At 68.8% G+C, this 20,811-nt stretch carries 16 protein-coding genes; 13 read left to right on the forward strand and 3 right to left on the reverse strand.

Annotation, left to right across the window (positions count from 1 at the left end):
• Positions 1-5: 5 nt before the first annotated feature.
• On the reverse strand, positions 6-563 hold the full coding sequence (gene ruvX / locus FHW79_RS07990) for a Holliday junction resolvase RuvX (protein WP_183178423.1): 558 nt from the start codon (positions 561-563) through the stop codon (positions 6-8).
• 138 nt (positions 564-701) lie between these two features.
• Between ruvX and FHW79_RS07995 the strand changes: the two genes are divergently transcribed.
• The 13 genes from FHW79_RS07995 to FHW79_RS08055 all read left to right on the forward strand — a co-directional run bounded on the left by FHW79_RS07995 (position 702) and on the right by FHW79_RS08055 (position 16,376).
• On the forward strand, positions 702-1,238 hold the full coding sequence (locus tag FHW79_RS07995; protein WP_183178424.1) for a GNAT family N-acetyltransferase: 537 nt from the start codon (positions 702-704) through the stop codon (positions 1,236-1,238).
• Between the two features lie 154 nt (positions 1,239-1,392).
• Positions 1,393-1,680: an Asp-tRNA(Asn)/Glu-tRNA(Gln) amidotransferase subunit GatC gene (gatC, locus tag FHW79_RS08000; protein ID WP_014198426.1), complete on the forward strand. Its 288-nt coding sequence runs from the start codon at positions 1,393-1,395 to the stop codon at positions 1,678-1,680.
• Positions 1,680-3,161 (forward strand): Asp-tRNA(Asn)/Glu-tRNA(Gln) amidotransferase subunit GatA, encoded by a 1,482-nt coding sequence (gene gatA / locus FHW79_RS08005; RefSeq protein ID WP_183178425.1) that lies wholly within the window; start codon positions 1,680-1,682, stop codon positions 3,159-3,161. The genes gatC and gatA overlap by 1 nt, the downstream gene beginning before the upstream one ends.
• 21 nt (positions 3,162-3,182) lie before the next feature.
• Positions 3,183-4,634, forward strand: coding sequence for an Asp-tRNA(Asn)/Glu-tRNA(Gln) amidotransferase subunit GatB (gene gatB / locus FHW79_RS08010; protein ID WP_183178426.1), 1,452 nt, complete (start codon positions 3,183-3,185; stop codon positions 4,632-4,634).
• A 99-nt stretch (positions 4,635-4,733) separates the two neighbouring features.
• Complete coding sequence (locus FHW79_RS08015; protein WP_183178427.1) at positions 4,734-6,848, forward strand: PAS domain S-box protein; 2,115 nt, start codon at positions 4,734-4,736, stop codon at positions 6,846-6,848.
• Positions 6,849-7,195: 347 nt separating this feature from the next.
• On the forward strand, positions 7,196-8,800 hold the full coding sequence (locus tag FHW79_RS08020) for an ABC transporter substrate-binding protein (RefSeq protein WP_247884230.1): 1,605 nt from the start codon (positions 7,196-7,198) through the stop codon (positions 8,798-8,800).
• 6 nt (positions 8,801-8,806) lie between these two features.
• Positions 8,807-9,775 carry an ABC transporter permease gene (locus FHW79_RS08025; RefSeq protein ID WP_040133967.1) on the forward strand — a complete coding sequence of 323 codons (969 nt, stop codon included), beginning with the start codon at positions 8,807-8,809 and terminating at the stop codon, positions 9,773-9,775.
• Between the two features lie 3 nt (positions 9,776-9,778).
• Positions 9,779-10,660, forward strand: coding sequence for an ABC transporter permease (locus FHW79_RS08030; RefSeq protein WP_183178429.1), 882 nt, complete (start codon positions 9,779-9,781; stop codon positions 10,658-10,660).
• Positions 10,657-11,664, forward strand: a complete 1,008-nt coding sequence (locus tag FHW79_RS08035) for an ABC transporter ATP-binding protein (protein ID WP_183178430.1) — start codon at positions 10,657-10,659, stop codon at positions 11,662-11,664. Before FHW79_RS08030 ends, FHW79_RS08035 begins: the two co-directional genes overlap by 4 nt.
• The gene (locus FHW79_RS08040; RefSeq protein WP_183178431.1) at positions 11,654-12,670 is read left to right on the forward strand and encodes an oligopeptide/dipeptide ABC transporter ATP-binding protein; all 1,017 of its coding nucleotides are present in this window, start codon (positions 11,654-11,656) and stop codon (positions 12,668-12,670) included. The genes FHW79_RS08035 and FHW79_RS08040 overlap by 11 nt, the downstream gene beginning before the upstream one ends.
• 166 nt (positions 12,671-12,836) lie before the next feature.
• A complete protein-coding gene (locus tag FHW79_RS08045) occupies positions 12,837-13,874 on the forward strand; it encodes an aliphatic amidase (protein WP_183178432.1) in 1,038 nt (345 codons plus the stop codon).
• Positions 13,875-13,907: 33 nt separating this feature from the next.
• Positions 13,908-14,705, forward strand: a complete 798-nt coding sequence (locus tag FHW79_RS08050; RefSeq protein ID WP_183178433.1) for a CbbQ/NirQ/NorQ/GpvN family protein — start codon at positions 13,908-13,910, stop codon at positions 14,703-14,705.
• Positions 14,706-14,711: 6 nt separating this feature from the next.
• Complete coding sequence (locus FHW79_RS08055) at positions 14,712-16,376, forward strand: VWA domain-containing protein (protein WP_183178434.1); 1,665 nt, start codon at positions 14,712-14,714, stop codon at positions 16,374-16,376.
• Positions 16,377-16,388: 12 nt separating this feature from the next.
• Here the strand turns inward: FHW79_RS08055 and FHW79_RS08060 are convergent, their stop codons facing one another.
• Both FHW79_RS08060 and FHW79_RS08065 read right to left on the reverse strand, forming a co-directional pair.
• Positions 16,389-17,339, reverse strand: coding sequence for a response regulator transcription factor (locus FHW79_RS08060; protein WP_247884231.1), 951 nt, complete (start codon positions 17,337-17,339; stop codon positions 16,389-16,391).
• The gene (locus FHW79_RS08065) at positions 17,308-20,787 is read right to left on the reverse strand and encodes an ATP-binding protein (protein WP_247884232.1); all 3,480 of its coding nucleotides are present in this window, start codon (positions 20,785-20,787) and stop codon (positions 17,308-17,310) included. The genes FHW79_RS08060 and FHW79_RS08065 overlap by 32 nt, the downstream gene beginning before the upstream one ends.
• Positions 20,788-20,811: the final 24 nt, after the last annotated feature.

Genomic DNA, 20,811 nt, shown 5'->3' on the forward strand with positions numbered 1-20,811 from the left:
GGCGGTCAGGCGTCCCCGCCGTCGTTGTCGTCGCCTAGGTCGTTCTCGTCCTCATCGCGCTCTCGCTGCTCCCGCTCCATGCGGCGGATGTGGGCCAGCGCGTCGAGCGCGCCCTGCAGGATGTAGGCGGCGGCCATCTTGTCCACCACCTCGTCCCGGCGCTTGCGGGTCATGTCGGCTTCGCCGATCATGAAACGCTCGACGGCGGAAGTCGACAGCCGCTCGTCCCAGAAAGCGATCTCGGCATCCCAGCCCAGCAGGTCGGACCGTTCCATCAGGTTCTTGGCGAAGGCGCGGGTGGATTCGGCGCGCGGCCCCTCCGACCCGTCCATGTTCAGCGGCAGACCGATCACCAGCCCGCCGATCCCGTAATCGCGCAGCGTCCGCGACAGCTCGCGGGCGTCTTGGGTGAACTTCGTGCGCTTCAGCGTGCCGATCGGCGAGGCGACGACGAAGTTCGGGTCGGACACGGCCATGCCGACGGTCTTGGTGCCGACATCCAGGCCGAGCAGGCGCTGGCCCCGGCCCAGGCGGGCGGCCAGTTCGGGAAGCGTGTGGATCATGCCGCGAACCATAGAAGCCGCAAGCCGGAACGGCAAGCCCGGCGGCGATGTCGGGCGATGCACTGCCGCCGGCCTATGGCGGCTTGTGTCCCTTTCCCGCACCCTTATCCTGTTGCGTACAAATTCCGGAGTTCATCCATGCCCAGCGCCGCCCCCGTTCCGGGTCCCGCCGCACTCAGCCACCGCCCCTTGGCGGATTCCGACATCCCGCACATCTGCCGCTTCGCCCGCGACCGGGAGGAGCTGTATTTTCTGTTTCCCCGCGCGACGTGGCCGCTGACTCCGGAGCAGGTGCGCGACTCCCTGGCCGTGCGCCGCGATCCCACGGTGGTGCTGCGCGGCGGCGAGGTGGTCGGCTACGCGAACTTCGCGATTTTCGAGTCGGGGCGAACCGCCAGCCTGGGCAACGTCAGCGTGGCGCCCTGGGCGCGCCGGACGGGCGTGGCGAAGCATCTCGTGTCCGCCATGATGGACCGTGCCTTCGTCCATCACGGCTTGCCGGAACTTCGGCTGCGCTGCTTCAACACCAACACGCCGGGACTTCTTCTCTACGCCGCGCTGGGATTCGCCCCGATCGCCGTTGACGGGCACACGGCGCCCTGGGGCGACCGGCTTGCCCTGTTCACCCTGCGCCTCGACCGGGAAGGCTGGGCCGCGGGGCGCGGCAACGGGTGAGCGGCCCGACGCCTCCCCATCCACCGGCGCGTCTCCGCCGCCGCTCGGCGGGCGCGCACCGCTGGAAGGGATATCCCTGAATCATTGCGGTAATAGAATTCGGGTGATAGCTTCCAAGCCGTTTTTCCAGACGTTTCGGAAGAGAGTGGAAGGCATGTCGCTCGACAAGGCCACCGTGGCCAAGATCGCGCATCTGGCCCGCATCAAGGTGCCGGACGATGAACTGGATCACCTGGCGGGTGAGCTGAGCCAAATCCTGACCTTCGTCGAACAGTTGGGCGAGGTCGACACGCAGGACGTGCCGCCGATGACCAGCGTGGCCGCGCAAACGCTGCGCCGCCGCAAGGACGAGGTGACCGATGGCGGTTACCGCGACGCCGTCCTCTCCAACGGCCCGGAGACGGCCGAAGGCTTCTACGTCGTTCCGAAGGTGGTCGAGTGATGACCGGTCTTACGCATCTGACCATGGCGGCGGCCCTCGACGGCCTCGCCAAGAAGGAGTTCACCGCGGTCGAGCTGACCGAGGCCCACGTCAAGGCGGTGGAGACGATCCGCCCCCTGAACGCCTTCATCACCGAGACGCCGGAGCAGGCGCTGGCGATGGCCAAGGCGTCGGACGCCCGTCGCGCCAAGGGCGAGGCCGGCCCGATGGAAGGCCTGCCCATCGCGGTGAAGGACCTGTTCTGCACCAAGGGCGTGCCGACCACCGCGGCCAGCCACATCCTCGACGGCTTCAAGCCGGAGTATGAGTCCACCGTCACCAGCAACCTGTGGCGCGACGGCGCCGTCATGCTGGGCAAGGTGAACCTGGACGAGTTCGCCATGGGCTCGGCCAACATCACCTCCCACCACGGCAACGTGATCAGCCCGTGGAGCCCGGGCGAGGTCGGCAACTGGTCGCGCCAGCTTGTCCCCGGCGGCTCGTCGGGCGGCTCGGCCGCGGCGGTGGCCGCGCGCGCCGCGCTGGGCGCCACGGGGACGGACACCGGCGGCTCGATCCGCCAGCCCGCCGCCTTCACCGGCATCGTCGGCATCAAGCCGACCTACGGCCGCTGCTCGCGCTGGGGCGTGGTCGCCTTCGCCTCCTCGCTGGATCAGGCCGGCCCAATGACCCGCACGGTCGAGGACGCGGCGATCATGCTGCGCTCGATGTGCGGCTTCGACCCGAAGGACTCGACCTCGGTCGACATGGCGGTGCCGGACTTCCGCGCCGCGCTGACCGGCGACATCCGCGGCCTGAAGGTCGGCATTCCCAAGGAATACCGGGTGGAGGGCATGCCCGCCGAGATCGCCGCGATCTGGGACCAGGGCATCGAATGGCTGAAGCAGGCCGGCGCCGAGCCGGTGGAGATCAGCCTGCCGCACACCAAGTACGCTCTGGCCACCTACTACATCGTCGCTCCGGCCGAGGCGTCGTCGAACCTCGCGCGCTACGACGGCCTGCGCTACGGCCTGCGGGTCGAAGGCGCCAGCCTGAAGGACATGTACGAGAACACCCGCGGCGCCGGCTTCGGCAAGGAGGTCCGCCGCCGCATCCTGATCGGCACCTACGTGCTGTCGGCGGGCTATTACGACGCCTACTACAACAAGGCCCGTCAGGTGCGCACGCGCATCAAGTGGGACTTCGACGAGGCGTTCAAGACGTGCGACGTCATCCTGACGCCGACCGCGCCGAGCACCGCCTTCGCCATCGGCGAGAAGATGGACGATCCGATCCAGATGTACCTGAACGATGTGTTTACGGTTCCGGCCTCGCTGGCCGGCCTGCCGGGCATGTCGGTTCCGGCGGGCGTCGGGTCGGACGGGCTGCCGCTGGGACTCCAGCTCCTGGGCCGGCCCTTCGATGAGGAGACCATCCTGCGCGTCGGTCAGGTTATCGAGAAGGCCGCCGCCGTCACCGCCACCCCGCCGTTCATGGCCTGAGCCGGACGAGAGAAGAGACCGATGTCGTACATTCAGGGCGAAACGGGCGATTGGGAAATCGTGATCGGGCTGGAGGTCCACGCCCAGGTCATCTCGAACGCCAAGCTGTTCTCCGGCGCCGCCACAGCCTTCGGCGCGGAGCCGAACAGCCAGGTCAGCTTCGTCGACGCCGCCTTTCCCGGCATGCTGCCCGTCATCAACGAGCGTTGCATCGAGCAGGCGGTGCGCACCGGCCTGGGGCTGAAGGCGCAGATCAACCTGCACTCGGTGTTCGACCGCAAGAACTACTTCTACGCCGACCTGCCGCAGGGCTATCAGATCAGCCAGTATCTGCAGCCCATCGTCGGCAAGGGCGAGATCGTTCTGGACCTGCCGGACGGCTCCTCCCGCACGGTCGGCGTCACGCGCCTGCATCTGGAGCAGGACGCCGGCAAGTCGCTGCACGACCAGCACCCCGCCAAGACCTACATCGACCTGAACCGGTCGGGCGTGGCGCTGATGGAGATCGTGTCGGAGCCGGACATGCGCACGGCCGAGGAGGCCGGCGCCTATGTGCGCAAGCTGCGCTCCATCCTGCGTTACCTCGGCACCTGTGACGGCAACATGGAGGAAGGCTCCATGCGCTGCGACGTCAACGTGTCGGTGCGCAAGCCGGGCGCGCCCTTCGGCACGCGCTGCGAGATCAAGAACGTCAACTCGATCCGCTTCGTCATGCAGGCGATCGAGTACGAGGCGCGCCGCCAGATCGAGATCATCGAGGAGGGCGGCAAGATCGACCAGGAGACGCGTCTGTGGGACACGACCAAGTTCGTGACCCGCTCCATGCGCTCCAAGGAAGAGGCGCACGACTACCGCTACTTCCCCGATCCGGACCTGCTGCCGCTGGAGCTGGACGCGGCGTGGGTGGAGGACATCAAGCGCACCCTGCCGGAGCTGCCGGACGACAAGAAGGCCCGCTTCATAGCCGAGTACAAGCTGTCGCCCTACGACGCCAACGTGCTGGTGTCGGAAAAGGCCCGTGCCGACTTCTTCGAGGCGGTGGCCAAGGGCCGCGACCCGAAGCTGGCCGCCAACTGGGTCACCGGCGAGCTGTTCGGCTATCTGAACAAGGCCGGCAAGGAGATCGAGGAGAGCCCCGTCTCGGCGGAGAATCTCGGCGGCCTGATCGACCTGATCGCCGACAACACCATCTCCGGCCGAATCGCCAAGGAGGTGTTCGAGGCGATGTTCGAAACGGGTGAGAAGCCTGCGGACATCGTCGAGAAGAAGGGATTGCGCCAGGTCACCGACACCGGGGCCATCGAGGCGTCCATCGACTCCGTTCTGGCCGCCAACGCCGACAAGGTGGCGGAGTTCCGGTCGGGCAAGGATAAGCTGTTCGGCTTCTTCGTCGGTCAGGTCATGAAGGCGACCCAGGGCAAGGCCAACCCGGCCCTGGTCAACGAAATCCTGATGACCAAGCTGAAGGGCTGATCGGAAAGGTTTGTGACGCCGTACCAAAGCATGGTGCGGCGTCATAGCCATTGATTTTGTTCTCCCGTCGGTTTCAAGTGGGGGTCGGCGGGAGGCCCAATGATTGCAGATTCGCTGACGGTGGCGCTGTTTGCGCTGTTCGCCGGTCTCCTGGCCGGATTTCTCGCCGGCTTGCTGGCGGCGCGGCGCATGGGGCCAAAGTCCCCAGCGGAACGGTCCTCAAACGCCTCCGTCGCGACGGAAAAACGGCTGCGCGCCATCCTGGACACCGCTCCCATCGGTGTTCTCATCAACACGCGCGACGGCACGAATCTCTACCACAGCCCCAGCGCCGCCACATGTTTCAAAATCAGCGGCGAGCAGCTCCAGCGCGACGGCATGTGGCCGCTCTATCATGACCCGCTGGACCGCCGGACGGCCATCGATCGCCTCTACGCCGAAGGCCTTTTCGATGGGCAGGAGGTGCTGCTGCGCCGCGGCGATGGCGAGACCTGCATGGGCTCGCTGAGTTCGACCGTCATCGACTTTGAAGGGCAGCGCTGCCACATCAGTTGGTTCTACGACCTGACCGAGCAGAAGAAGGCCGACGCGGTGCGCCGCGATCTGGCCGACCGGTTGGAAATGGCGCTGGACGCCACCGGTGCCGCGGTGTGGGACACCGACATTCCGCGCGGGACCTGCTGGTGGTCCGACAGCTTTCCGCGCATGCTGGGCTACGCCGAGCCTCCGGAGATGCCCGCCGACTTTTGGGACGTGCGCCTGCATCCCGACGACCGGCAGCGCGTGCTGACCACCATCGATGCCCACCTGCGGGGCGAGACCGCGGCCTACGCCTACGATTACCGGCTGCGCCGCGCCGATGGCGGCTGGATCTGGATCGCGGCTCAGGGACGGGCGATCCGCGATGCCTCCGGGCAGGCGGTGCGCTATGTCGGCATCATGACCGACATCACCGAGCGCCGCCGCCAGGAAGAGGAAGTTCGCGCCGGTAAGGAGCGGCTGCTGCGCATCCTGGAGGCCAGCCCCATCGCCGTGAACATCACGCGCCGCGACGGCCTGCTGGTGTTCTGCAACACGCAGTCGGAGGTCATCCTGGGCCGGTCGCGCGACGACCTGCTGCCGATGCCCGCCGAGCGGCTGTACGCCGATCCGGCGGACCGCCAGGCGCTGATCGACCGCTTCGAACGGGAAGGCCCCTTCCGCGACGCCGAGGTGCGCTTCCGCAAGCCGGACGGAACGATGGTCTGGGTGCTGTCGAGCTGGGGCGAGATCGAGATGGACGGGGAGCCGGCGCTGCTGACATGGCTCTACGACATCAACGACCGCAAGGCGGCGGAGGCCGCAATGGCGGCGGCCCGCGACGAGGCGGAGCGCGCGCTTGCCGAGTTGCGCGCGGCCCAGGAGAGCCTGATCCAGGCGGAGGCCATGGCGTCCCTGGGGCAGCTGGTGGCCGGGGTGGCGCACGAGATCAACACGCCCATCGGCATCGGCCTCACCGCCGCCAGCCACATCGCGGAGCAGGCCCGCGACCTGCGCCTTCGTTTCGATTCGGGAACCCTGAAGAAGACCATCCTGGCCGAGTATCTGGACGCGGTGACGGAGGCCGCGCGCCTGCTGGTCTCGAATATGAACCGGGCGGCGGCGTTGGTGCAGAGCTTCAAACAGGTGGCGGTGGACCAGACCTCCGGCGAGCGGCGCTCCTTCGATCTGCGCACCTATGTCGACGAGGTGCTGTTCTCTCTGCGGCCCCGGCTGAAGCGCACGCAGGTGACGGTCGAGGTGGACTGTCCGGAGGGGCTGGAGATGGACAGCTTCCCAGGCGCGCTGAGCCAGGTTCTGACCAATCTTGTGATCAACGCGCTGATCCATGCGTATGGGGAGAACCAACGGGGAACCATCCGGATCACGATCCGTACCGACGGCGACGATGATGTCGTCATTTCATTTTCCGATGACGGATCCGGCATCCCCGAAGACCATCTGCCGAAAGTCTTCGACCCCTTCTTCACGACCAAACGCGGGGAGGGAGGTTCGGGGCTCGGGCTGCATATCGTGCACAGCACAGTGACAGGCGTGCTTGGCGGTACGGTGGCGGTTCGATCGGTGGCCGGGCAGGGCACGGGCTTCACCCTGCGTTTGCCGCGCCGCATTGCGCGGGATCCTGGTGCGAAGGCGGTTTCGGCGCCCGAACCAGGGGCGGTGGTCACGGGCTGACGAGAGGAGCGGCGCACGACCGGGCGGAGGTGCTCGCCATGGTGGTTGCCGAAGCGTCGCGGCATTTCCGGCTTCTTGAAAACGTCGAGAGAATCCCGCCAACGCCGATGGCCCACGGTTTTCGACGCGTTCCATTGCCGATTCACAACCAAGACAGGAATTCCAAGTTTAGTATTTACTGATATTATAGTTGTTTTTCTGGCATGCCAGAAATGCTTTTATGTGAAATCATGTTGACCTCCAGATGGTCGCTGGGCTTAATCGGGCGCCTTACACAGTTCGCGCCGGAGAGCAGCATGATGGGACGGGATCGGCAGGTTGGAACCGGTATTCGCCGGAGGTTGGTGATGGCCGCGGCGGCGGCGATGACAGCCGCGGTGGTGGTCGGTGTTCTTCCCGGCCCGCAGGGGAGCGCCGTTGCGCAGGAGGCGCGCCAGGGCGGCACCCTCAGCATCATCCTGCAGCCCGAGCCGGTCACCCTCACCCCGTCCACCAACATGGCGCAGCCGACCCAGGTGGTCGCCGGCAACATCTTCGACGGTCTGGTCACCTACGATTTCGAACTGAAGCCGAAGCCGGCTCTCGCCGAACGCTGGGAAGTGGCGCCCGACGGGCTGACCATCACGTTCCACCTGCGCGGTGGTGTGAAATGGCATGACGGCCAGCCCTTCTCCGCCGCCGATGTGAAATGGTCGCTGGAGAATGTCTGGAAGACCATCCACCCGCGCAACAAGTCGCTGTTCGAGAACGTCACCCAGGTCGACACCCCGGACGACGCCACCGTCATCCTGCGCCTGTCCAAGCCCTCGCTGCCGATCCTGTCGGTGCTGAACGGCGTCGGCGCCCCGATCCTGCCCAAGCACCTCTACGAAGGCACCGACGTTCTCAACAACCCCTACAACAACAAGCCGGTTGGCACCGGCCCCTTCGTCTTCAAGGAGTGGAAGCGCGGCGAGTATGTCAAGCTGACCCGCAACCCGGATTATTGGGAGGCCGGCAAGCCGCATCTCGACCGGCTGCTGTTCCGCATGATCCCCGACGCCGCCGCCCGCGCCGCCGCCATCGAGAAGGGGGAGATCCAGTACGCCCCCTACAACCCGGTGCCCTTCCGCGACGCCGAGCGGCTGGCCAAGCTGCCGCGCCTGAAGGTCGATACCCGCGGCTACGAGTGGCTGTCGCCGCTGCTCTATCTCGATTTCAACGTCGAGAATCAGCATCTCAAGGACGTCCGGGTGCGCCGGGCCATCGCCCACGCCATCGACCGCGCCGCCCTGGCGAAGATCGTCTGGTTCGGCTACGCCAAGCCGGCGATCAGCCCGGTGCCGTCGTCGCTCGTCACCTTCCACAACGCCAAGCTGCCGCAGTATCCCTTCGACGTGAAGAAGGCCGAGGCGCTGCTGGACGAGGCCGGCTTCAAGCGCGACGCCAACGGCGTGCGCTTCACGCTGACCCATGACTTCCTGCCCTACGGCGACGATTACCGACGCACCGGCGAGTTCCTCAAGCAGGCGCTGAAGCGCGTCGGCATCGAGGTGACCATCCGCTCGCAGGACAGCGCCGCCTTCATCAAGCGCGTCTATGTCGACCGCGATTTCGACTTCGCCATCTCCTACAACAACGCCTTCCCCGATCCGCAGATCGGCGTGGTGCGGGCCTTCTGGTCGGGCTGGCTCGGCACCGGCACGCCCTGGACCAACGGTTCGGGCTACCGCAACGCCAAGGCTGACGCGCTGATCCAGGAAGCCGGCGTCGAGGGCGATCCGGCCAAGCGCATCGCCCAGTTCAACGAGTTCCAGGACATCGTGCTGGGCGACGTGCCGTCGCTGCCGCTGCTGGAGCTGAACTTCTTCTCGGTCTATTCGGCCGACCTCGAGGGCATCGTCGAACAGGGCGATCAGGTCTATTCCTCGCTGAAGAACGCCCGCTTCGTCGACGCGCCGAAGGGGAACTGACGCGCCGTGCTGACCTATCTCAGGCGCAGCGCCGCCCAGGTGGTCTTCGTCCTCCTGGGCATCGCGCTGATCAACTTCTTCCTGCTGCATCTGGCGCCCGGCGACGCGGCCCAGGTGCTGGCGGGGGAGTCCGGGGCGGCGACGCCGGAGTATATGGAGGCGCTGCGGCGGCAGTTCGGGCTCGATCAGCCGCTCTACGTCCAGTTCCTGCGCTATCTCGGCAATCTGGTGACCTTCGACCTTGGCTATTCCTTCCGCCAGTCGCTGCCGGTGTCGGAGCTGATCCTGCAACGCCTGCCGGCGACGCTGCTGCTGATGGGAACTGCCATCGGCTTCGCGCTGGTCGCCGGCTGCGCGCTTGGCTTCCTCGCCGCCCGGCGGGCGGGGAAGTTGACCGACACGGTGATCTCCATCGTGGCGCTGCTCTTCTACGCCACCCCGGTCTTCTGGGTCGGCATCATGCTGATCGTCGTCTTCTCCGTCATGCTGGACTGGCTGCCGGTCGGCGGCATGACCAGCGTCGAGGCCAACCTGAGCGGCCTCGCCCTGGTCGGCGACGTGGCGCTGCATCTGGTGCTGCCGGCGGTGACGCTCGGGCTGTTCTACCTCGCCATCTACGCCCGGCTGATGCGGGCGGCGATGCTGGAGGTCTACGGCCAGGACTTCGTCCGCACCGCGCGGGCCAAGGGGGTGCGGCCCCGCCGCATCGCCTGGCGCCATGTGCTGCGCAACGCCCTGCTGCCGATCGTCACCACGCTCGGCGTCCAGCTCGGCTCCATCCTCGGCGGGGCGGTTCTGGTCGAGACGGTGTTCTCCTGGCCGGGGCTGGGCCGGCTGGCCTTCGCGGCACTCTTCCAGCGCGACCTCAACCTGCTGCTCGGCATCCTCTTCTGCTCGTCGGTGGTCGTGGTCCTCGTCAACATCGCGGTCGATCTCGTCTACACGCTGCTCGACCCCCGCATTGAACTCAACTGACCGATGGCGCTTCCCGAGACCGTTTCCCTCCCGCCGGCGCGGGCGAACTTCCGCGACACCACCGTCGGACGCCTGCTGCGCCGCCCGTCGGCGCTGCTGGGGCTGATCCTGCTGGCCGGCATCCTGGCCATGGCGGCCTTCGCCGACATCGCCTTCACCGGCGACCCGCTGGACATGGCGGGGATGCCGCTGCTGCGCCCGGGCGAGGACGCCGCGTTCCCGCTCGGCACCGACATGATGGGCCGCGATCTGGCGTCGGGCATCTTCCACGGCGCCCGCGTCTCGCTGCTGATCGGCGGGGTGGCGGCGCTGGTGTCGCTGGTGATCGGCATCGGCATCGGCGCGCTGTCCGGCTATTACGGCGGGCGGATCGACCGGGCGCTGATGCGGGTGACCGAGCTGTTCCAGACCATCCCGCCCTTCCTGTTCACGCTGGCGCTGGTCGCCATCCTGCAGCCCTCCATCGCCACCATCACCGCGGCCATCGGCATCACCTCCTGGTCGGGGCTGGCGCGGCTGGTGCGGGCGGAGGTGCTGCGTCTGCGCAACAGCGAACTGGCCCAGGCCTCGATCATCCTCGGCGCGTCCGACGCCCGGATCATCGTCCGGCACATCCTGCCGAACGCGCTGGCGCCGGTGATCGTGTCGGCATCGATCCTGGTGGCGACCGCCATCCTCACCGAATCCTCGCTGTCCTTCCTCGGCCTCGGCGATCCCAACGTCGTCAGCTGGGGCGGCATGGTCGGTGCGGGGCGCGAGACGATCCGCACCGATCCGCACGTCGCCGCGATCCCCGGCGTGGCCATCGTCATCGCCGTTCTGGCGCTGAACCTGCTGGGCGACGGGCTGAACGACGTGCTGAGCAGCAAGGGGGAGCGGCGATGAGTCCCTCTGTGCCAAACGAGCCGGTCCTGGCCGTCGACGGCCTGTCGATCGGCTTCCAGAACCGCCACGGCCTGCTGCCCGCCGTGCGCGAGCTGTCCTTTTCGGTCAAGAGCGGCGAGATGCTCGCCATCGTCGGCGAGAGCGGCTGCGGCAAGTCGCTGACCGCGTTGGCGCTGCTCGGCCTCATCCCACCGCCCGGCCGGGTGACCGGCGGCACGGTGCGGCTCGAGGGCCGTGACCTGCTGGCGCTCGACGAGGCGGCGTTGCGGCGCGTGCGCGGGGCCCGCATCGCGATGATCTTCCAGGAGCCGATGACCGCGCTCAACCCGGTGCTGACCGTGGGCGAGCAGATCATGGAGGCGATCCTCGAACACGAGACGGTCAGCCGCAAGGCGGCGCGCGAGCGGACGCTGGCGCTGCTGGAGCGGGTGCGCATCCCCGATCCGGAGCGCCGCTTCGCCGAGTATCCGCACCGCCTGTCGGGCGGCATGCGCCAGCGGGTGATGATCGCCATGGCGCTGGCCGGCGCCCCTGCCGTTCTGGTCGCCGACGAGCCGACGACCGCGCTCGACGTCACCATCCAGGCGCAGATCCTGTCGCTGATTGACGAGCTGCGGCGCGAGCAGGGCACCGCCGTGGTCTTCATCACCCACGATCTCGGCGTGGTGTCGCGCTACGTCGACCGCGTGCTGGTGATGTATGCCGGCCGCAAGGTGGAGGAGCGCGACACCCGCGACCTCTTCGCCGATCCCCTGCATCCCTACACCCGTGGCCTCATCGCCGCGCAGCCGCGCGCCGGGGCCGGAGCGGCCGGCGCGGTGCGGGAGCGTCTGGCCGAGATTCCCGGCACCGTGCCGGCGCTGGCGGCGATGCCGGCCGGCTGCGCCTTCGCGCCGCGCTGCCCGCTGGCCGACGCCCGCTGCGCCCAGGCCGTTCCGCCGCCGCGCCGGGCCGGAAGCGGCCTCGTCGCCTGCCATCACGCGGGAGAGACCCATGCCCTCTGACGCCGCCCTCGCCGCGCCCACGGTTTCCGCCGCCGTCGCCGCCACCCCGGTGCTGCGGGTGAGCGGGCTGTCCGTCGAGTACCGGACGGCGCGCGGCGTCGTCCACGCGCTGGACGACGTGTCCTTCGAACTGGCGCCCGGCGAGACGCTGGGCATCGTCGGCGAATCCGGCTGCGGGAAATCGACGCTGGCGCGGGCGGTGGTCCGGCTGCTCGACCCCAGCGCCGGGACCATCCGGCTGGGGGACACGGACATCACCCACGCCTCGCGGCGTCGCATGCGCGCGGCGCGGCGCGACCTCCAGATGGTCCTGCAGGACCCGGCGGCCTCGCTCGACCCGCGCTGGACGGTCGGCGACCTGCTGGCCGAGCCGCTGGAGATCCACGGCATCGGAAGCCGGGCCGAGCGGCGCGCGCGCGTCGCCGACCTGTTGGGGAAGGTCGGGCTGCCGCCCGAGGCGGCGCAGCGCCGGCCGCACGAGTTCTCCGGCGGCCAGCGCCAGCGCATCGGCATCGCCCGCGCGCTGGCGCTGGAACCGAAGGTCGTGGTTCTCGACGAACCCGTCTCGGCGCTCGACGTCTCGGTCCAGGCGCAGATCCTCAATCTGCTGACCGACCTGCAGAGCACGCTGGGCGTCAGCTTTCTGTTCATCGGCCATGACCTGTCGGTGGTCGAGTATGTCTCCGACCGGGTGGCGGTGATGTATCTCGGCCGGATCGTCGAACTGGGCGGCCGCGACAGCCTGTGGCGCCGCCCCGCCCATCCCTACACCCGCGCCCTGCTCGACGCCGCGCCGAGGATCGAAGGCCCCGCCGCTCCCGCCGGGCCGGCATTGACCGGCGACACGCCCAGCCCCTACGACCTGCCGTCGGGCTGCCGCTTCCACACCCGTTGCCCGATCGCCGCCGGCGTCTGCCGGCGCTTGGCGCCGGTCATGCAAACGTTGTCGCCGGGCCACCATGTCGCCTGCCATTTCCCGGTGGGTGGGACGCCGCCGTCGGATTGACCCGAGGAGGGATCGGCCATACGGGGAATCGCGTATTCCCGCGAAACAGCTGCTCCCCGATGATCGGTCGGGACAAAGAAGCGTGCGAAAACAATGCGGAAGCCGGATGCTCAACCCGCTTCCCGCGCGCGCCGCCCCATGCCCCGGTCACGCGAGGGAGATCGAGATGATCCACGGCGATATCACCAGCAGCAACGACACCGTCGGCGTCGCCGTCGTCAATTACAAGATGCCGCGCCTTCACACCAAGGCGGAGGTGCTGGAGAACGCGCAAAAGATCGCCGACATGCTGGTCGGCATGAAGACGGGCCTGCCCGGCCTCGACCTCGTGATCTTCCCCGAATACTCGACCCACGGAATCATGTACGATTCCAAGGAGATGTACGAGACCGCCGCGACCATCCCCGGCGACGAGACGGAAATCTTCGCCGCCGCCTGCCGCAAGGCGAAGGTGTGGGGCGTCTTCTCCCTGACCGGCGAGCGGCACGAGGAGCATCCCCACAAGGCGCCCTACAACACCCTGATACTGATGAACGACCAGGGCGAGATCGTGCAGAAATACCGCAAGATCATGCCCTGGGTGCCGATCGAGGGCTGGTACCCCGGCACCTGCACCTATGTGTCAGAGGGGCCGAAGGGACTGAAGGTCAGCCTGATCATCTGCGACGACGGCAATTATCCCGAGATCTGGCGCGACTGCGCCATGAAGGGGGCGGAGCTGATCGTCCGCTGCCAGGGCTACATGTACCCGGCCAAGGACCAGCAGGTGCTGATGGCCAAGGCGATGGCCTGGGCCAACAACACCTATGTCGCGGTGGCCAACGCCGCCGGTTTCGACGGCGTCTATTCCTATTTCGGCCATTCCGCCATCGTCGGCTTCGACGGCCGCACGCTCGGCGAATGCGGCGAGGAGGAGTACGGCATCCAGTACGCCCAGCTCTCCAAGTCACTGATCCGCGACTTCCGCAAGCACGGGCAGTCGGAGAACCATCTCTTCAAGCTGGTCCACCGCGGCTACACCGGCATGATCAACAGCCACGACGGGGTAAAGGGCGAAGCGGCCTGCCCCTACGACTTCTACCGGCAGTGGGTGAACGACCCCGAGGGCACGCGGGCCATGGTGGAATCCTTCACCCGCCCGACGGTCGGCACGCCCGAATGCCCGATCGACGGCATCCCGTCGGACGAGCCGGCGCACCGCTGACCCCCGGCAAGCGCATCGCGAAAGGCGGACGGCATGGCGCTCCACAGCTACCGGATCGCGCGGGAACCCTACTATCGCCCGGCCGGTGACGAGATCGCCCTGTTCGAGGCGGCCCACGCCGACCGCCTGCCGGTGATGCTGAAGGGGCCGACCGGTTGCGGCAAGACCCGCTTCATCGAGCATATGGCGTGGCGGCTCGGCCGGCCGCTCATCACCGTGGCCTGCAACGAGGATCTGACCGCCGCCGACCTCGTCGGCCGCTATCTGCTGGAGGCGGAGGGGACGGTGTGGCAGGACGGCCCGCTGACCCTGGCGGTGCGCCATGGCGCCATCTGCTACCTCGACGAGGTCGTGGAGGCGCGGGCCGACACCACGGTCGTCATCCATCCCCTGGCTGACGACCGGCGGGCGCTGCCGCTCGACAAGCGGAACGAGCTGCTGACCGCCCACCCCGACTTCCAGCTCGTCGTCGCTTACAACCCCGGTTACCAGAGCGTGGCGAAGGATTTGAAGGAATCCACCAAGCAGCGCTTCGCCGCGCTGGAGTTTGGCTATCCGACGGCCGCCACAGAGGCCGCGATCGTCGCGCACGAGGCCGGGATCGAACCGGCGATGGCGCGGCGCGTGGTGGCGGTGGCGGAGCGCAGCCGCAACCTGCGCGGCCGTGGGCTGGAAGAGGGCGCCTCGACCCGCATGCTGGTCCACGCCGGCCGGCTGATCGCCCGCGGCGTCGCGCCCGAGGCCGCCTGCCGGATGGCCATCGTCCTGCCCCTGACCGACGACCCCGATTTGCGCGACGCGCTGGCGGCGGCGGTCGGCGCCTGCTTCTGACCGGCGATGGACGGTGTTGACGGAAACATCACCCTGGCCGATGTCGAACGCCGGCTGAGGGCCTACGGGACGGCGCTGTGGGGAGTCGATCCGCCCTTGCGGCCCCTGGTCGGGGAGGGCGATCCGGCGGCGTTGCGGCCCCGTTTCGACGCCGACCTCGTCCGGCTGCCTGTGGTATGGCCGTCCCTGGACCTTTACCGGGCGGCGCTGGCGCATGTCGGGGCGCACCGCATGTTCTCGCGCCCCTGGCCGGCCAAGGGGCTGAAGCCGCTGCTGATCATCGTCGTCTCGCTGGTCGAGGACGCGCGGGTCGAGCATCTGGCGATGCGGCGCCTTCCCGGCCTGCGGCGGTTGTGGGCGCCGTTCCACCGCGTCGAACCCTCGCCGTCGCTGATGGCGGCGGACCTGCTGGAACGGCTGGCGCGCGCCCTGTTCGACGCCGGATACCGGGACGGCAACGCCTGGGTCGACAAGGGGCAGCGCCTGTTCTTCGAACGGCCGGAGCGGTGGGACGATCCGGAGTTCAGCCTGCGGCTCGGCGGCGATCTCGCCGGCGACCTCGGCAAGACGCGGGTCCAGATCAACGCCCGGGGGCACCGCGTCGATCCCGCCTACCGCGACGACAACGGCGGCCTCTGGCTCCACGACACCCCGCCGGAACCGCCGCGCGACACCGACGACCCGCTGGAGGCGGTTCGGCCGGAACCGATGGAGGGCGAAGGGACCCGCCGGACCGGACCGCCGCAGGGCTCCCCGTCGCCGCCCCCACTCGCCGTTGCCGAAAACACCGCGCTGCGGCCGGTGGCGCGCCACCCGGAGTGGGACCACCGCATCGGCCTGCACCGGCCCGACTTCGTCCAGGTGATCGAGGCCGTCCCGGAGCATGCACCGCCGCTGAGCACGCCCGCCGATGCCCGGCTCGCCCAGCGTGTCCGCGCTTTGGTCCGTCACGCGGTGGTGGCGCGGCCAGAGCGTCTGCGGCGGCAGCGCGAGGGCGACGCCCTCGACCTCGACGCCTGCATCGCGGCGAGCGCGGCCCGGCGCCATGGCCACGTCCCGGACCTGCGGGTCTACCGGCGGGTGCGGCGGCGGGGTCGCGACCTGTCGGTCCTGCTGCTGCTCGACGCCTCGCAGTCCACCAACGATCCGGCGGGGGACGGCACGGTGCTGGACCTCGAACGCCGGTCGGCCGACCTGTTGGCCGGTGCGCTGGCCGCGGTCGGCGACCGCTTCGCCCTGGCCGCCTTCCGTTCCGACGGGCGGGAGGCCGTGCACTGGCTGCCGGTCAAGCGCTTCGACGACGCCTACGACGCGGCGGCGCGCGGGCGCCTCGCCGGGCTGGACGGGCGCTGGTCGACGCGGATGGGGGCGGCGATCCGCCACGCCGGCGCGACGCTCGCCACCCAGCCGACGCTGCGCCGCCTGCTGCTTCTGGTCACCGACGGCGAGCCGTCCGACATCGACTGCCCCGACCCGCGCCATCTGGTCGAGGACGCCCGCAAGGCGGTGCGGGAGCTGGCCGGGCGCGGCATCGACGTGGTCTGCGTGGCGCTGGGCGGCGATCCGCGAACGCACCACCGCATCTTCGGCCGGCGCAACGTGCTGCCGGTCGACCGGGTGGAGCGGCTGCCCGAGATCCTGCCGGCCGTCTATGTCCGGCTGACCGGCTGAACCTGCGGGATTTTAGCGGTCGTTCAGCGCCCGCACCGCCATCGCGGCGGCGGCGGCGCGGTTCTCGACGCCAAGCTTCGCATAGATCTGCTCCAGATGCTTGTCGACGGTGCGCGGGCTGAGGCCGAGGATTTCGGCGATGTCCCGGTTGGGCTTGCCGTTGGCGACCCACATCAGCACCTCCGCCTCGCGCGGGGTCAGGGACAGCTTGTCCTTCAGCCGCGTGTCCTCGCCGGCGCCCGTTTCCTCGGCCAGTTGAAGGAGGATTTCGTCGGGACCGGTCTGGCCGACCGGGCTGAGGCGCAGACGGCGGCCGTCCGCGCCGGTGGCGATCACCACGCTGTCGGGCTTGCGCCCATGGCCGCCGGCCTGACGGTCGGCCAGCCAGCGTCGCGCCTCCTCCGGCAAAGAAACGCCGGTCGAGACGCCGTCCCCACCGGCGGTGCCGAAGGCCGCCTCCAGCATGCGGGTGGTCTGCGGCGTGCACCACAGCACCTCGCCCCGGTGGTTGGCGGCGAGCAGGGTGCGGCCGGTGACGTCCAGCGCCGCCCGCGTGCTCTGAGCGACGCGGGCGTTGGCGAGATGGGCGTACATGCGGGCGATCAGGGTCTCGGCGACGATGGGCTTGGTGACGTAATCGACCCCGCCGGCGGCGAAGCCCTTCAGGATGTGCTCCGTCTCGGTCAGGCCGGTCATGAAGATGACTGGGACATGGGCGACCTGGCTGCTGCGCTTGAGGTGACGGCAGGTTTCGAAGCCGTCCAGCCCAGGCATGATGGCGTCCATCAGGATCACGTCGGGGGTCACCTGCTCCAGCAGGGCCAGCGCCTTGCGGCCGTCCAGCGCCACCAGGACGGTTACCCCGGCCTCTTCCAGCGCGTCGGTCAGGAAGCTGAGGGCTTCGGGCGAGTCATCGACGACGAGGACGACATCACGCGGTCTGGTTACGGGTTTCATCGTCATGGCTGGACTCGTCATGGCGGGGTTTGTCATGGCGGGGCTTGGCGGGGCAGGGCTTGTCATGGCTGTCATCGCGGTACACCGCCTCCAGCGCGGCCATATACTGGTTGAGGTCGTAATTGCTGACGAGCGTGCGCATGCGGCCGACGAAGCGCTCCAGCTCCGGATGGGCAGCGGCGATCTCGGCGAGCTTGGCTTGCATGCCGCGCACGTAGCCGATGCGGCCGAGATGGATCAGTTCGGCAATGTGGTGCTGCGGCGGCAACTCCGCCGCGGCGAAGACCGGCGGCCCGGCGTCGGTGTCGGCCGGCGCCTCGTACTCCCATTCGATGCCGCGCAGCCGGCCGATGCAGGCCAGCAGCTTCGAGATGGACACCGGCTTGGCGGCGAACCCGTCGTGGGGCTGATCGCCGTCGGCGCCGGAGCGGTCCTCCCGTGTGTCGGCGGACACGAGAATGATGGTGGTGTCGCCGTGGCCGGTGGCGCGCAGCCGCCGCGCCACCTCCAGCCCGTTCATGCCGGGCATGGAGATGTCGAGCAGCAGGATGTCCGGCCGGTGCAACTCCGCCATGGCGAGGCAGGTCGGCCCGTCGGTCGCCTTGAACACGGTGAAGCCCAGCTCCGCCAGCAGATCGGCCAGCAGGTTGCGGTGGGCGAGGTCGTCGTCGGTGACCAGCACGGTCAGACGCGGGCCGCGATAGCCGCGGATCGGGTGGTCGGGCTGGCTGGCGGTGGTGGACAGCATCGCCGCCGACATCATCAGCCGCACCCGGAACAGGCTGCCCTTGCCGGGCGTGCTGGTCACGGTGATCTCGCCGCCCATCACCTCGGTCAGCAGCTTGGTGATGGTCAGGCCGAGGCCCATGCCGGGCACCATCGGGTTGGCGGCCGACCCGCGCTCGAACGGTTCGAAGATGCGCTCGCGGTCGGCTTCGGCGATGCCGGGTCCGGTGTCCTCCACCTCGAACTCGGCGATCTGGCTGCGGTGGCGCACGCGCAGGCAGACCGAGCCGGAATCGGTGAACTTGATGGCGTTGGACAGCAGGTTGATGAGGATCTGGCGGATGCGCCCCTCGTCGGTGAAGACGACCGGGGGCAGGTCCTCCGGCGCGTCGAAGCGGAAGGCGATGCCCTTGGCTTCCGCCTGCAGGTGGAACATGCCGACGAGCTGGTCGAGCAGGTCGCCGAAGCGCACCTCCCCGCGGTTCAGCTGCAGCCGGCCGCTCTCGATCTTCGACACGTCGAGCAGCCCGTCGAGCAGGCCGGCCAGATGCTCGGCGCTGCGCCGGATGACGCGGACGGCGTCGACCCGGTGCGGCGGCATTGCGGGGTCGCGCTCCAGGATTTGCGCATAGCCGAAGATGGCGCTGAGCGGCGTGCGGAACTCGTGGCCGATGCCGACCAGATAACGGCTCTTGGCGAGGTTGGCCGCCTCCGCCGCCTCCTTGGCCTTCTGGAGCTGGGCGTCGGTGCGCTCGTGGGCCTCGATCTCCCGGATCAGCAGGGCGGTCTGCTTCTGCGTCTCCTCCTGCGCCACCTTGCGGCTCTCGCGCGCCAGGACGAACAGCCAGGTAGCGACGCCGGCGACGATCATCAGGATGAAGAAGACCTTCCACAGCGTGCTGCCGATCAGCGCCTGCGCCTCGGCGTTGACCGAGGCGACCTCGACATAGACCAGCGACAGCACCGCGCCGACCGCCAGCGCCAGCATCAGCAGGACGCCCAGATAATGGCCGAGCCGCGCCTTCAGCGCCGTCGCCGCCCGCGGCGGCAGCACGGCGTCCAGCGCGCGGCGCAGCTGCACGCCCAGACGCGCGTCGGTCTTGCAGCCGTCGCCGCAGCGGGCGTCCAGCGAGCAGCAGAGCGAGCAGATCGCCCCCGCATAGACCGGGCAGTGGGCCATGTCCTCCGGTTCGAAGGCGTGCTGGCAGATGCAGCAGCGGATCGCCTCCTCGCCGTTCCAGTCGTCGAAGGGGCGGCGCGCGATGTAGGTGCCGCCGCGGGTCGCCCAGGCGATGGCCGGGGCCGCGACGAAGGCCGTGCCGAAGGCGAGGAAGGGCGCGCAGACCTTCAGCGTCGGCCCCAGCGCGTCGAGGAAGGCCAGCATCGACAGCACCGTCGCCAGCAGCATGGCGCCGACGCCCACCGGGTTGATGTCGTAGAGGTGGGCGCGCTTGAACTCGACGTGGCGCGGGCTGAGGCCCAGCGGCTTGTTCACCACCAGATCGGCGACCAGCGCGCCGATCCAGGAGGCGGCGACGCTGGAATAGAGCCCGAGCACCGGCTCCAGCGTCTTATAGATGCCCAGCTCCATCAGCATCAGGCCGATGACGACGTTGAACACCACCCACACCACCCGGCCGGGATGGCTGTGGGTCAGGCGGGAGAAGAAGTTCGACCAGGCGATGGAGCCGGCGTAGGTGTTGGTGACGTTGATCTTGAGCTGCGACAGCACGACGAACAGGCCGGTCAGGCCGAGGGCGAGCTGCGGCGACGGCGTCACGTACTGGAAGGCGACGAGGTACATTTGCGTCGGCTCCGCCGCCATCTCCAGCGGCACGGCGTTCTGCAGCGCCAGCACCACCAGGAAGGAGCCGAGCAACAGCTTGATCGTGCCGATGACGATCCAGCCCGGCCCGGCGGCGACCAGCGCCGCCCACCAGCGCAGCCGCTTGGCGCCGGTGGCGGCGGGGTCGTAGGGCAGGAAGCGGATGAAGTCCACCTGCTCGCCGATCTGCGCCAGCAGCGAGAACACCACCGACGCCGCGGCGCCGAACAGCATCAGGTCGAAGGCGCCGCCCGCGTCGGCCGCCTGACCGGTGAAGCTGGTCCAGGCGCTGAAGGCCTCGCGGTCCTGGACGGCGATGAACAGGAAGGGCAGGGCGTGCAGCGCCAGCCACAGCGGCTGGGTCCACAGCTGGAGGCGGCTGATGACGGTGAAGCCGTAGGCAACCAGCGGGATGACCAGAAGCGAGCTGACGACGTAGCCGGCGGCCAGCGGCAGGCCGAAGACCATCTCCAACGCCGTCGCCATGATCGCCGCCTCGATGGCGAAGAAGATGAAGGTGAAGGAGGCGTAGATCAGCGACGTGATGGTCGAGCCGATGTAGCCGAAGCCGGCACCGCGCGTCAGCAGGTCCATGTCCACGCCATAGCGGCTGGCGTAGTAGCTGATGGGCAGGGCGCTGGCGAAGATCAGGACGGCGGCGGCCAGGATGGCGAGGGCCGCGTTGGTGAATCCGTAGCTCAGCGTGATCGCCCCGCCGATGGCCTCCAGCGCCAGGAAGGAGATCGAGCCGAGGGCCGTGTTGGCGACCCGCAACGGTGACCACCGCCGCGCCTTCCGCGCGGTGAAGCGCAGCGCGTAATCCTCCAGCGTCTGGTTGGCGACCCACCGGTTATAGGTCCGCCGGATCGCGACCACCCTCTGGCGCCCCGCCATCGGCCCCATTCACCCTCCTGAGGATATGTTTGT

This window comes from Azospirillum sp. OGB3, from assembly GCF_014192915.1.
Lineage (GTDB): Bacteria > Pseudomonadota > Alphaproteobacteria > Azospirillales > Azospirillaceae > Azospirillum.